This window comes from Curtobacterium sp. NPDC089185, from assembly GCF_040685235.1.
Lineage (GTDB): Bacteria > Actinomycetota > Actinomycetes > Actinomycetales > Microbacteriaceae > Curtobacterium > Curtobacterium citri.
Genome location: NZ_JBFBHK010000001.1, coordinates 332,502 through 345,066, shown reverse-complemented (window position 1 = coordinate 345,066; position 12,565 = coordinate 332,502). Strand labels below are relative to the sequence as shown.

At 71.7% G+C, this 12,565-nt stretch carries 13 protein-coding genes; 8 read left to right on the top strand and 5 right to left on the bottom strand.

Annotation, left to right across the window (positions count from 1 at the left end; translation table 11 throughout):
* From fdxA to AB0N84_RS01565, 3 genes are all read left to right on the top strand, one after another.
* Window positions 1–318: a ferredoxin gene (gene fdxA / locus AB0N84_RS01575; RefSeq protein WP_069711637.1), complete on the top strand. Its 318-nt coding sequence runs from the start codon at window positions 1–3 to the stop codon at window positions 316–318.
* Between the two features lie 14 nt (window positions 319–332).
* On the top strand, window positions 333–1,451 hold the full coding sequence (gene dapC, locus AB0N84_RS01570; protein WP_363543306.1) for a succinyldiaminopimelate transaminase: 1,119 nt from the start codon (window positions 333–335) through the stop codon (window positions 1,449–1,451).
* Window positions 1,452–1,642: 191 nt separating this feature from the next.
* Window positions 1,643–2,941: a citrate synthase gene (locus AB0N84_RS01565; protein WP_083263736.1), complete on the top strand. Its 1,299-nt coding sequence runs from the start codon at window positions 1,643–1,645 to the stop codon at window positions 2,939–2,941.
* Window positions 2,942–3,246: 305 nt separating this feature from the next.
* On the opposite strand, the gene AB0N84_RS01560 is transcribed toward AB0N84_RS01565, so the two are convergent.
* Both AB0N84_RS01560 and dapD read right to left on the bottom strand, forming a co-directional pair.
* Window positions 3,247–4,671 carry a M60 family metallopeptidase gene (locus AB0N84_RS01560; RefSeq protein WP_363543304.1) on the bottom strand — a complete coding sequence of 475 codons (1,425 nt, stop codon included), beginning with the start codon at window positions 4,669–4,671 and terminating at the stop codon, window positions 3,247–3,249.
* Window positions 4,672–4,813: 142 nt separating this feature from the next.
* Complete coding sequence (gene dapD / locus AB0N84_RS01555) at window positions 4,814–5,779, bottom strand: 2,3,4,5-tetrahydropyridine-2,6-dicarboxylate N-succinyltransferase (protein ID WP_363543301.1); 966 nt, start codon at window positions 5,777–5,779, stop codon at window positions 4,814–4,816.
* Between the two features lie 129 nt (window positions 5,780–5,908).
* Between dapD and dapE the strand changes: the two genes are divergently transcribed.
* Entirely contained in the window at window positions 5,909–6,991 is a 1,083-nt protein-coding gene (dapE, locus tag AB0N84_RS01550; RefSeq protein ID WP_182047053.1) for a succinyl-diaminopimelate desuccinylase, read from the top strand.
* The gene (locus tag AB0N84_RS01545; protein WP_363543298.1) at window positions 6,988–8,226 is read left to right on the top strand and encodes a hypothetical protein; all 1,239 of its coding nucleotides are present in this window, start codon (window positions 6,988–6,990) and stop codon (window positions 8,224–8,226) included. Before dapE ends, AB0N84_RS01545 begins: the two co-directional genes overlap by 4 nt.
* Here the strand turns inward: AB0N84_RS01545 and AB0N84_RS01540 are convergent.
* Entirely contained in the window at window positions 8,205–9,365 is a 1,161-nt protein-coding gene (locus AB0N84_RS01540; protein ID WP_363543296.1) for an AI-2E family transporter, read from the bottom strand. The two genes, AB0N84_RS01545 and AB0N84_RS01540, sit on opposite strands and share 22 nt — an antisense overlap.
* 127 nt (window positions 9,366–9,492) lie before the next feature.
* Here AB0N84_RS01540 and AB0N84_RS01535 point away from each other — a divergent pair, with 127 nt between their 5' ends.
* Together AB0N84_RS01535 and AB0N84_RS01530 are read left to right on the top strand one after the other, a co-directional pair.
* Window positions 9,493–9,663, top strand: a complete 171-nt coding sequence (locus tag AB0N84_RS01535) for a DUF3117 domain-containing protein (protein WP_017887054.1) — start codon at window positions 9,493–9,495, stop codon at window positions 9,661–9,663.
* 121 nt (window positions 9,664–9,784) lie between these two features.
* On the top strand, window positions 9,785–10,507 hold the full coding sequence (locus AB0N84_RS01530; RefSeq protein WP_363543294.1) for an AAA family ATPase: 723 nt from the start codon (window positions 9,785–9,787) through the stop codon (window positions 10,505–10,507).
* A 24-nt stretch (window positions 10,508–10,531) separates the two neighbouring features.
* Here the strand turns inward: AB0N84_RS01530 and AB0N84_RS01525 are convergent, their stop codons facing one another.
* Window positions 10,532–11,164, bottom strand: a complete 633-nt coding sequence (locus AB0N84_RS01525) for a class I SAM-dependent methyltransferase (RefSeq protein ID WP_182047057.1) — start codon at window positions 11,162–11,164, stop codon at window positions 10,532–10,534.
* Between the two features lie 64 nt (window positions 11,165–11,228).
* Here AB0N84_RS01525 and AB0N84_RS01520 point away from each other — a divergent pair, with 64 nt between their 5' ends.
* Window positions 11,229–11,609, top strand: coding sequence for a twin-arginine translocase TatA/TatE family subunit (locus AB0N84_RS01520; RefSeq protein WP_069711629.1), 381 nt, complete (start codon window positions 11,229–11,231; stop codon window positions 11,607–11,609).
* An 83-nt stretch (window positions 11,610–11,692) separates the two neighbouring features.
* On the opposite strand, the gene AB0N84_RS01515 is transcribed toward AB0N84_RS01520, so the two are convergent.
* Window positions 11,693–12,544 carry a methyltransferase gene (locus AB0N84_RS01515; protein WP_289457740.1) on the bottom strand — a complete coding sequence of 284 codons (852 nt, stop codon included), beginning with the start codon at window positions 12,542–12,544 and terminating at the stop codon, window positions 11,693–11,695.
* Between the last annotated feature and the right edge of the window lie 21 nt (window positions 12,545–12,565).

Sequence of the window (12,565 nt, the reverse complement as noted above, 5' to 3'; positions counted from 1 at the left end):
GTGACCTACGTGATCGCCCAGCCCTGTGTCGACGTCAAGGACCGCGCCTGCATCGACGAATGCCCGGTCGACTGCATCTACGAGGGTGACCGGTCGCTGTACATCCACCCCGACGAGTGCGTCGACTGCGGTGCGTGCGAGCCGGTCTGCCCGGTCGAGGCGATCTACTACGAGGACGACCTCCCCGACGAGTGGGCCGACTACTACAAGGCCAACGTGGAGTTCTTCCAGGAGGTCGGGTCGCCCGGTGGCGCCGCGAAGGTCGGTGTGATCCACAAGGACCACCCGGTCGTCATGGCCGAGCCCCCGCGCGGCTGACCCCGGACCGGACCGTGGCGCTCGACCTCCCCGACTTCCCCTGGGACCAGCTCGTCCCCTTCAAGCAGCGCGCCGCGGCGTACGAGGGCGGCATCGTCGACCTCAGCGTCGGCTCGCCCGTCGACCCGACCCCCGAGGTCGTCCGGACGGCGCTGGCTCAGGCGACCGACGCGCACGCCTACCCGCAGGTCGCCGGCACACCGGCCCTGCGCGAGGCGATCGTCGCGTGGTACGCCCGCCGACAGGGCGTGACGCTCACGCCGGACCAGGTGCTGCCGACGATCGGCTCGAAGGAGTTCATCGCCGGGCTGGCGCTGTGGCTCGGCATCGGACCCGGCGACACCGTGGTGTTCCCCGAGGCCGCGTACCCGACCTACGAGCTCGGTGCCGCCCTGGTGCGTGCCGAGGCGCTGGCGTCGGACGACCCCGCCGCGTGGCCGGACACGACGAAGCTCGTGTGGCTCAACTCGCCGGGCAACCCCGACGGCCGGGTGCTCACGGTCGAGCAGCTCCGTGCCGCGGTGGAACGTGCCCGTGCACTCGGCGCCGTGATCGTGGGCGACGAGTGCTACGCCGAGCTCGGGTGGGAGCCGCCGTACGACGCCGCACCGACGCCGTCGATCCTCGACCCCCGGGTCGTGGGCGACACCACCGACGGCGTCCTCAGCGTCTACTCGCTGTCGAAGCAGTCGAACCTCGCGGGCTACCGCGCCGCGTTCGTGGCGGGTGACGCCGCGGTCCTGGCCGACGTGCTCGCGGTGCGCAAGCACACGGGCATGATGCCGCCGCTGCCCGTGCAGGACGCGATGATCGTCGCCCTCGCCGACGACACCCACGTGCAGCAGCAGAAGGCCCGCTACCGGGCCCGCCGGAACATGCTCCGACGGGCACTCGAAGGCGCCGGCTTCCGGATCGACCACAGCACGGCCGGGCTCTACCTCTGGGCGACCCGGGGCGAGCCGGCGCTCGACACCGTCGGCTGGCTGGCCGACCGCGGCATCCTCGTCGCGCCGGGCACCTTCTACGGTCCCGCGGGTGCGGAGCACGTGCGGGTGGCGCTCACGGCGACCGACGACCGGATCGCGGCGGCCGCGCAGCGTCTGGCGAGCGCCCGCCGACTGGCGGCGTCCTGACGGAGGCGCACCGCGCCTCCCGACCGACACCGCAACGCACGACGTGCGTGCTCCGCACAATCCGTGGAGTCCACCAAACCTTCGCCTCCGGGTGGTGCACGACCGACAGTCCTCGCAGTTAGGCTGTCCCCGTGACTGACACTGCCAACGATGCTCAGAAGACGGCCACACCGCCCACCACGCCCGTTCCCGTGAGCCCTGCCGCCGCCGAGTCGACGGAGACCGCGACGCTGACGTTCCCGGGTGGCACGGCGGAGTTCCCGATCCTGCCGAGCGTCGACGGCGCGTCCGCCATCGACATCTCGTCGCTCAAGAAGCAGACCGGGCTGAACACGCTCGACTACGGCTTCGTGAACACCGGGGCGACGAAGAGCGCCATCACGTACATCGACGGCGACCAGGGCATCCTGCGCTACCGCGGGTACCCGATCGACCAGGTCGCGTCCGGCTGCACCTACCTCGAGGTCGCCTGGCTCCTCATCTACGGCGAGCTCCCCACGGACGAGGAGCTCGCGGGCTTCGACGCCCGCATCCGCCGGCACACCCTGCTGCACGAGGACCTCCGCCGCCTGTTCGACGCCCTGCCGCACTCGGCGCACCCGATGTCCGTCCTGTCGAGCGCCGTGAGCGCCCTGTCGACCTACTACGAGGACGACATGGACGTCGACGATCCGGAGAAGGTCGAGCTGCAGACCGTCCGGCTCCTCGCCAAGCTCCCCGTCATCGCGGCCTACGCGCACAAGAAGGCGATCGGCCAGGCGTTCCTCTACCCGGACAACAAGCTGTCGTTCGTCGACAACTTCCTCCGGCTGAACTTCGGCACCATGGCCGAGCCGTACGAGCCGAACCCGGTGCTGTCCAAGGCGCTCGAGCGGCTCCTCATCCTGCACGAGGACCACGAGCAGAACGCCTCGACCTCGACGGTGCGCCTGGTCGGCTCGACGAAGGCGAACATGTTCGCGTCGATCTCCGCCGGCATCAACGCGCTGTACGGGCCGCTGCACGGCGGTGCGAACGAGGCCGTGCTCGAGATGCTCCAGCAGATCAAGGACTCGGGCGAGCCGGTGTCGCGCTTCGTCGAGCGGGTGAAGAACAAGGAGCGCGGGGTGAAGCTCATGGGCTTCGGGCACCGCGTGTACAAGAACTACGACCCGCGGGCGAAGCTCGTGAAGGAGTCCGCGCACGAGGTGCTGCAGTCGCTGGGCGTGCAGGACGACCTGCTCGACATCGCGATGGAGCTCGAGCAGATCGCGCTCGAGGACGAGTACTTCGTCAGCCGGAAGCTCTACCCGAACGTCGACTTCTACACGGGCATCATCTACCGGGCGATGGGCTTCCCGCCGCGGATGTTCACGGTGCTCTTCGCGATCGGGCGGCTGCCGGGGTGGATCGCCCAGTGGCGCGAGCTCAACAACGACCCGCTCAACAAGATCGGCCGCCCGCAGCAGCTGTACGTCGGACACCCGGAACGGGACCTGCCGGCGCGCTGAGGCCGACGACGACGGCGCTGTGCCGTCGTCGGTGCCGAAAGGCCCGCTCGCGTCCCGCGAGCGGGCCTTTTCTGTCACCTTGGGACGCGGCGGCGACGGATCCTGCCCGCTCGGCGACGCGCACGCGGCGTGTCCTGCCCGCTCGGTGACGCGCGTGCGACCGCGCGGAACGCGCGCGTGCGTCGAACCACCGAAGCGACGTCGAACCAGCCCGCCCGGTCGGTTCGATGTCGCTTCCGTGGTTCGACCCGACGGACGGGAGGCGCGTGGCGGGACCGCCACGCGCTTCCTGTCCGTCGTCGGGATCAGTCCAGGGCGTCGAAGTCGTCCCAGATGGGCGTCTTCGGCTCGGGGTACGTGGCCATCTCGGCGCGCACGTCGTCCTCGACGCTGATGCCCCACTCCGCGAAGAAGCGCGTGAGGTCCTGCTTCGTCACCTGGGCTGCGGCACGGATGAACGCGCGGCGGTAGGTGCGGTCGCCGTCCTCGTTCGCGCGAGCGGTCGTCCGCGCGACGACGTCGTTCCCGTACGCACGACGCAGCTGGTCGAACATCAGGCTGCGCGTGGTGGCGTTCAGTTGGTTCGCCCAGAAGTCGCGCTGCTCGATCGGCTTCGCACGGAACTCCCGGACCTTGTGCGTCCACCCGTCGAGCCAGTTCCGCCCGTTCACCCGCTCCTCGATGACGAGGCTCGCGAGGTCTGCCGAGGCGTAGTCGTCCGCCTGCCCGAAGCCGTTCTTCCAGCGCGTCGAGCGCTGCTGGTAGACCTGCCCGATCGCGTGCCGGAAGTGGCCCTCGCCCGCCTGGGTGCGGTCGCCGGTCAGCAGGTTGTGGGGGTCGGCGAAGTCCGTGGGGAAGGACACGAAGCCGTTGTGGGCGTCGGCGTACTCGGAGCTGCCGGAGACGTCGTAGCTCGGTGTCGCGATGTGCACGCGGTGCTTGCCCTGACCGCCCCAGAACTTCGCGTTGGTCTCGACGACGTCGTCCCACGCGGCGAGGCGCGCGTCGAGGTCGTCCCCGTGGACGAGCTCCTCGTTCTGGTCGTCCTTCGGCTCGTCCGAGTGCCGACGGACGTCCGCCTGCACGCGCTCGCCGATGAGCAGGAAGAACGGACTGGCCGTCCACTCGCGCAGCTGCCGGTCGAACTTCGCGCGGTCGGTCTGCCCCTTCACGAAGGTCGGGACCGGGTACCCACCCGCGATGTGCACGATGCCCGTGTCGGTGTCGCTCGTGTCGAACACCGAGACGAGGCCGTCGTGGGGCGCCGTGATCTCGGTGGTGACGCCCCCGCGCGCGGCGAACTGTGCGACGCCGACGTTCTTGCACTGGTTGATGCCGATGTGGTTGCCGTACTGGCCGACACCGACGAAGACGCCGCCCATGCCCTCCGGCACCGTGACGGCGATCTGCTGGCCCTTCTTGATCCACCGGCCGGCCTGGCGGAGGTCGCTGCGGGCGTAGCGCGTGCCGTCCTCCCACTGGGCGTCCTCCGCGATGCCGAGCGGCGCGACCGCGAGGTCCGAGGCACTCGTCCCCACGATCGGAGCGGGGATGCCGACGGCGTCGACGTCGGACGTGGGCGGGGCGGTCGCAGCGGGGGTGGTCGGTGCCGGGTCGGTGGCGGCGTTCGCGGTGGCGGGGACGAGCACCGTGCCGAAGACGGTGGAGGCGAGCACGAGGCCGCTCAGCGCGACGCGCGCACCGCGGGCACGGGAGGGGGACGAGGTCATCAGGACTCCTCGGTCGGGACAGGGACGCCGCGAGCGTACGGAGCCGTCGCCGTCGAGCCGTGTCCGCTTCCGGAGACGTCGTTCCCGCGTACTGGTCCGGCGAGCGGGCGCGGCGGTGTCCCGCGGGGTCGTGTCCCGGTGCCTAGGCGTGCAGGTCGGTGTTGAGCTGGATGCCCTGCCCCTGCCGTTGCGACGCCTCGACCGCCCCGGTGAGCGAGTTCCGCCGGAACAGCACGTTCGGCACCCCCGACAGCTCGGCCGCCTTGACGGTGCGCGGCGTGCCGTCGGGGGAGGGGGCCGTGCCGACGAGCACGACCTTCGTGCCCGCGGTGACGTAGAGCCCGGCCTCGACGACGGAGTCGTCGCCGAGCGAGATGCCGAGCCCGGCGTTCGCCCCGAGCAATGCCCGTTCGCCGAGGGACACCCGGTGCGTCCCGCCGCCGGAGAGCGTGCCCATGATCGACGCGCCGCCGCCGATGTCCGTGCCGACGCCGACGACCACGCCCTGGGACACCCGGCCCTCGATCATCGCGTCACCGAGGGTCCCGGCGTTGAAGTTGACGAAGCCCTCGTGCATCACCGTGGTGCCGGGAGCGAGGTGCGCACCGAGCCGGACACGGTTCGCGTCACCGATGCGGACACGGTCCGGCACGACGTAGTCGAGCAGCCGCGGGAACTTGTCCACCGCGTGCACCGCGATGCCGGCGCGCTGGAGCGACGGGCGCAGCCGCGTCAGGGCCTCGGGGTGGACCGGTCCGGCGTTCGTCCACGCGACGATGGGCAGGTGCGCGAAGACCCCGTCGAGCGAGACCTCGTTCGGCCGCACGTGCAGGTGGCTCAGCAGGTGCAGCCGCAGGTAGGCGTCCGGCGTGCTGGTCGGTGCCGCGTCGATCGCGATCTCGGTGGTGACCGCCTCGATCCGGACGTCACGCCGGGGGTCGTCGCCGACGTGGGTGCGGAGCTCCTCGGGGAAGGCCGCGTCGGCGGGGCGCTCGCCGAGGTGCGTCTCGGGGTACCAGGTGTCGAGGGTGGTGCCGTCGGCGGCGATCGTCGCGAGGCCGTGGCCCCAGGCGTGGGACGGTCGGGCGGTGGGGGTCGTCTCGGTCACGGGACCAGGCTAGCGAGCGCCCCGGGCGACGGACCGTCCGGGCGGACGGCCCGGGGACGTGAGCGGTCGTCGTCCACAGGTGTGCGGTCCCTCACGGAGCGCGCGAGGCACGGCCGGTAGGCTGCCCGCATGCCGGAGCTGCTCGACCTCACCGCCTCGTCCATCGACATCACGCGCGCCGTCTGCGACATCGAGTCGGTGTCCGGCAACGAAGGGCGTCTGGCCGACGCGATCGAGGCGTCGCTCGCGTCGCTGCCACACCTCGACGTGGTCCGTGACGGCGACGCGATCGTCGCGCGGACGCAGCTCGGGCGGGCACGACGCGTCGTCATCGCCGGGCACATCGACACGGTGCCCCTGAACCACAACCTGCCGACGGAGTTCCGCACCGCCGAGGACGGCACCGAGATCCTCTGGGGCCGCGGCACGGTCGACATGAAGGCCGGCTGCGCGGTGCAGCTCAAGCTCGCGCACGACCTGACCGAGCCGAACGTCGACGTCACGTGGGTCTTCTACGACCACGAGGAGGTCAGCGACGCCCTGAACGGTCTCGGCCGCCTGGCCCGGACCCGGCCGGAGCTCCTCGCCGGGGACTTCGCGATCCTCGGTGAACCCTCCGGCGCGCAGATCGAGGGCGGCTGCAACGGCAACCTCCGCGCCGAGGTCCGCACCTCCGGCAAGCGCTCCCACAGCGCCCGCAGCTGGATCGGCGACAACGCCATCCACAAGACCGCCCCGATCCTCGCCACCCTCGCCGCGTACGAACCGCGGACGGTCACGGTGGACGGACTCGAGTACCGCGAGGGCCTGAACGCCGTCGGCATCACCGGCGGGATCGCCGGCAACGTCATCCCGGACGAGGCGATGGTGCACGTCAACTACCGCTTCGCCCCGTCGCGCAGCGCCGACGAGGCCGTCGCCCACATCCGCGAGCTCTTCGACGGGTACGACGTGCAGATCGTCGACCTCGCCGCCGGTGCCCGCCCCGGCCTCGACGCCCCGCTCGCGCAGCAGTTCGTCGCCGCCGTCGGCGGTCCCGCGCCCCGCCCGAAGTACGGCTGGACCGACGTCGCGCGCTTCTCGGCGCTCGGCGTCCCCGCGGTCAACTACGGCCCCGGCGAACCGGTCTTCGCCCACCACGACGACGAGCAGGTCCCCGTCGACCAGATCACCGCGGTCGAGGACGGCCTGCGTCGGTGGCTGACGGCGTGACCACCGGCCCCGCGCCGGTCGTCGCGGGGCGGAGCAGCACCACGCGGTGGCGGGCCCGCTACCGCGTCGTCCCGTGGTGGGTCCGGGTCAGCGTGGTCTACCTCGTGGCGCGGCTCGTGACGGGCGCGATGCTCCTGGCGTTCGCGAGCGTGCAGACCGCCAACTCCTTCACCGTCCAGCACCCGTCCTACCTGTCGTTCGCGTCCATCTGGGACGGTGCCTGGTACCGGGTGATCGCCTCGTCCGGCTACCCCTCGACGCTGCCGGTCGACAGCGCCGGGCACGTCACCGAGAACGCGTGGGCGTTCATGCCGGCGTACCCGTTCCTGGTGCGCGGGCTCATGGTGCTCACGGGGGCCTCGTTCGAAGCGGTGGCGGTCGCGGTCTCGTTCGCCGCCGGGTGGGGCGCGGCCCTGGTCTTCCGGCGCCTGATGGGCCGCTTCCTCGACGACGGTCGGGCGACGTTCGCGACCGTGCTGTTCTGCGTCGCGCCGGTGTCCGCCGTGTTCCAGGTCGCCTACGCCGAGGCGATGGGGCTCTTCCTGCTGCTCGTCGCCCTGCTCCTGATGGTCGACCGACGCTGGTGGACCATGCTGCCCGTCGTGCTCCTGCTCGGGATGACCCGGCCGACCGGGCTCGCGTTCGCGCTCCTGGTGGTGCTCTTCCTCGGCGCGTGGGCGGTCCGTCCGGCATGGGTCCGGGAGACCGGACGGCTCACGGTCCGTCGCGCCGTCCCGCCCCTCGTGGTCGGGGTCGTCTCGGGGCTGGTCGGCCTGGCGTGGCCCGCGATCGCCTGGGCCGTCACCGGGGTGCCGAAGGCCTACACGGACACCGAGCTCGCCTGGCGGTCGTCGTACATCGGCTGGCAGGAGCTCGTGCCCTTCACCCCGTGGATCCAGGGCTTCGGCTGGTGGTTCCGGCAGCCGGCGGGCGGGGTCCTGCTCGCGGTGGCCGTCGTCGGGTTCGCCGTGTTCGTCCTCCACCCCGCCGCCCGCCGCATCGGCCTGGAGCTCCGGTTGTGGGGCATCGCCTACGTCGTGTACCTGCTCGCGGTGTTCTTCCCGCAGTCGAGCACGTGGCGGATCCTGCTGCCGATCGCCCCGCTGCTCGGCATCGTCGCGTTGCCGCGCTCCCGCGTGTACCGCGTGCTCCTCGTCGTCGTCTGCCTCGGCCTGCAGTGGGTGTGGCTGGACACCTGCTGGTGGGTCGACGGCTACGACTGGACTCCGCCGTGATCGGCCTCGCGGTCGTCTGACCGTTGCGCGGCGGGGGTCGCGTCGTCCTGCTCTCCGGGGCGCCACTCGGCGGCGGCGTGCACCATCGCGTTCACCGTGGCGATGAACGGCACCGCGAAGAACGCCCCGACCACCCCGGCGATGGTCGTGCCCGCGATGACGCCGAGAACGACGCCGAGCGGGTGGACCCGGACCGCTGACCCGGTGAGGAACGGGTGCAGGACGTGGCTCTCGAGCTGCTGCACGGCGACGACCACGGCGAGCATGATCAGCGCCGGCACCAGGCCGTTGAAGACGAGCGCGATGACCACGGCGACGATCCCCGCCACGATCGCGCCGACCACCGGCACGAAGGCGCCGAAGAACACGATCACGCCGATCGGCACGGCGAGCGGCAGCCCGAGGGCGAGGGCGCCGATGACGATGCCGAGCGCGTCCGTCACCGCGACGATGAGCTGCACGCGGATGAAGCTCGTCAGGGTCTTCCACCCGGCCTGCCCGGCCGCGTCGATGCGACCGCGGGAGCGACGGGGGAAGATCCGGACGACCCAGGACCAGATCCGGCGTCCGTCGACCAGCACGAAGATCGTCGTGAAGACCACGATGAACAGGCCCTCGAGGGCGTGGACCAGCCCGGTGCCGGCCTCGGCCGCTCCGGAGAGGATCGACGAGACGTGGGCCTGCAGGAACGTCGTCGCCTCGGAGAGGTACTTCGTCACCTGGGCGGACGTGATGCCGAACGGCTCCGTGGCCAGCAGCGTCTGGAACGTCTGCACGTTGCTCCGGAGGCGGTGCTCGAGCGTCGGCAGGTCGTAGCGGATCTGGGCGGTGACGACCAGGGCGAGGACACCGATGACGACGAGGACGGCGACGAAGCACGAGAGCACCGCGAGCCACTTCGGCCACCCGTGCCGCTGCAGGAACGCCGACATCGGTGCGAGCAGCGCGCAGACGAGCAGGCCGACGAGGAACGGCACGACGATCTCCTGCAGCAGGACGACCAGGGCGACGACGACGGCGAGGGCGGCGACCACGACGAGGAAGCGCCACGAGAACGCGCCGGCGATGCGCATGCCCGTCGGGACGGCGTCAGCGGTGACCCGGTCCGGCGTCCGGGTCGTGGAGGAAGTGTTCGGCACACGCCAAGGTGACCACTCCGACCCGCGAGAACGCAGCGATCCGCGGCCCCCAACCTGGGCGGTTTCGCAGTTGCCCCGCTGATACGGGATAATGGGCAGGCATGTACTGCACGAAAGGGGACATCTGGTGGCAGCAATGAAGCCGAGGACCGGCGACGGGCCGATGGAGGCTGTCAAGGAGGGTCGACTCATCATCGTGCGGGTTCCGCTCGAAGGTGGAGGCCGCCTGGTGGTCTCGGTCAACGACGCCGAGGCCAAGGAACTCCACGACGCACTCGCCGAGGTCGTCTCGGCCTAGTCCGTCGAAGCACCACGACAGGAGGCCCGGAGCACCCACGCTCCGGGCCTGCTGTCGCTCCGGGCCTCCTGCCGTCCACGGCCTCCTGCGTCTGTCGGTGCCGTCGGACAGGATGGGTCGCGTGCCCCGCACCCGCCTGCCGATCCGCCGCATCGAGGAGTACGCGCCCGACCCGCTGTCGCGTCACTCCTGGCCCGGCACGCTCGCGCCGGTGCGGCAGGTCCTCGACGAGGGGCTCGACCTCGACCCGGTGACGGTGTTCGTCGGCGACAACGGGGTCGGCAAGTCCACCCTGGTCGAGGCGGTCGCCCTCGCCTACGGCATGTCGCCCGAGGGCGGCTCCACGATGTCCGGCCACTCGACCCGGCCGACCGAGTCGCAGCTGTGGGAGCACCTCCTGCTCGTGCGCGAGCCCGGTGCCCCGAAGAGCGGGTTCTTCCTGCGTGCCGAGACCATGCACGGCTTCTTCACGTACCTCGAGGGGCACGGCGGGCGGCCCGACGAACCGCGCTTCCACGAGCGCAGCCACGGCGAGTCGTTCCTCGACTTCGTGATCGACCGGTCGCGGTGGCCCGGCCTGTGGATCCTCGACGAGCCCGAGTCGGCGCTGTCGTTCTCCGGGTGCCTCGCCCTCATCGGCCTGCTGCAGTCCGTCGTCGACACCGGGGTCGGCCAGGTCCTGCTCTCGACGCACTCCCCGGTCCTCGCCGCGTTCCCCGGTGCCGCGGTGCACGAGGTGGGGGAGTGGGGGCTGCGCCGCACCGCGTGGGGCGACCTCGACCTGGTCCGCGACCAGCGGGCCTTCCTCGCCGCGCCGGAACGGTACCTGCGCCACCTGGGGTGACCCGCGCCTCCAGACCGGGTTCCGCTAGGCGGAGACCTTCGTCATCTGCAGCAGCCCGTCGCCCGCGGGCGAGAGGGCGCTGCGCACCGCGCCCGAGGTCGACACCTCGGTGAGCAGCAGGCGGAAGTCCGTCGTCGCGCGGTCCCGCCGCACCGGGTCGGCGACACGGCCGCGCCAGAGGGCGTGCGGGACGAGCACCGTCCCGCCGACCCGCGCGAGCCGGAGGCCGTGCTCGACGTACTCGATGACGTGCTCGGGGTCGGCGTCGACGAGGACGACGTCGTAGGAGGCCTCGTTCATCCGGGGGAGCACCTGGTTCGCACGACCGGGGATCAACCGCACCCGCGCGGGTGCCGTGCCGGCCGCGAGGTAGGCGTCACGCGCGTACTGCTGGTGGTCGACCTCGACGTCGATCGTCGTCAGGGTCGCGTCCGGGGCGCCGCGCAGCAGGTACAGCCCGGAGACGCCGAGCCCGGTGCCGATCTCGATCATGCTGGTCGCGCGGGACGCCGCGGCGACCACGGCCACCTGGGCGCCGATCGCGGGGGAGATCGCCTCGACCCCGAGTTCCAGGGAGTGCTCTCGCGCTCGGGCGATCACCTCGGGCTCCGAGACGATGTCCTCGGCGAACTTCCAGTTCGACTCTTTCTCTGACACGCACACTCCGTTCGGAGGACAACTCTACGGGTGCGGCGCAGTGTCACGGGTTACGCTCGTTGCCGTGTCCATCGACTTCAACAAGATCCTGATCATCGGGATCATCGCGGTGCTGCTGCTCGGGCCGCAGCGCCTGCCGATGTACGCGCAGAAGCTCGCCGAGTTCGTGAAGGCCGTGCGCCGGTTCGCGGACACCGCGAAGGACCGGATGCGCGAGGAGATGGGCCCCGAGTTCGACGACGTCGACTGGCAGAAGCTCGACCCGCGGCAGTACGACCCGCGGCGCATCATCCGCGACGCCCTGCTCGACTCGGGCGACAGCACCGCCGCGGGCATGGCTGCCGTGCAGACCGCGCAGGTCACCGCGTCGAAGGTGCGCGCCACGGCACCGACGGTGCCGCTCGCCGAGGGCGAGGCCGCGCCGTACGACACCGAGGCGACCTGACGAACGTCTCGTGACCTCTGACGGACGGGAGGCACGGTGCCGGCTGGCACCGTGCCTCCCGTCCGTCGTCCGGTCGCGTCGGGTCAGTCCTTCGTCGCGACGATCGTGAACGTCGTGGGCACGCGGTCGCGGTCCCCGGCGGGCCACACCCACGAGCCGTGACCGTCCTCCTCCATGCGCGGGCTGAAGCGCCAGGGGAGCGTCCGGCCCTCGTCGAGCCGGCGGAGCCGCAGCCCGGCGCCGAGCAGGGCGTTCACGACCTCGGAGAGCGGGTGCGGCCACTCGTACGTCCGGGTGTTCGCGACGGTGCCCTCCCCGACGTAGGTGCCCGCGTCCTCCCACTGCTGCGCCGTGCCGTCCGGGAAGTACCGGTACCGGCTGACGAGCTCGGCCGCGTCCTCGTCGAGGGCGTACAGCGCCGGGTGCCCGTCGCGGATGAAGAACACGCCGCCCGGACGCAGGAGCGCGGCGACCTGTGCGGCCCACCGGTCGAGGTCGGGCAGCCAGCAGATCGTGCCGATGCTCGTGTAGACGACGTCGAAGTCGCCGGTGACGGCGGCGCGGGCGTCGAGCACGTCGGTCTCGACCCACGTGACGTCGAGGCCGAGGCGTGACGCGAGGGCGGCCGCCGACGCGAGGGCCGGTGCCGAGAAGTCGACTCCGGTCAGCCGTGCGCCCTCGCGCGCGAGCGACACCGTGTCCGTGCCGATGTGGCACTGCAGGTGGCAGACGTCGAGCCCGTCGAGCGAGCCGCCCGGCAGCCACGGGGCGAGCGCGGGCAGGTCGTCGCGCACGACGTCGGACCGGTACGCGGGGTCGTCGAGCGCGGCGACGTCGTAGGCGCCCTCGTGGATGGGCACGCGGTCGTCCCAGTTCGCGCGGTTCGTGTCCCGCGCGGCGTCCCAGTCGACGGTGACGTGGTCGGTGCTGTCCATGCCGACACGGTACCGAGGCGG

Excerpts from the sequence above, each read along its gene's own strand:
- AB0N84_RS01560 (WP_363543304.1), bottom strand. The coding sequence starts at position 4,671 with ATGACCTCGTCCCCCTCCCGTGCCCGCGGTGCGCGCGTCGCGCTGAGC.
- dapE (WP_182047053.1), top strand. The coding sequence starts at position 5,909 with ATGCCGGAGCTGCTCGACCTCACCGCCTCGTCCATCGACATCACGCGC.
- AB0N84_RS01515 (WP_289457740.1), bottom strand. The coding sequence starts at position 12,544 with ATGGACAGCACCGACCACGTCACCGTCGACTGGGACGCCGCGCGGGAC.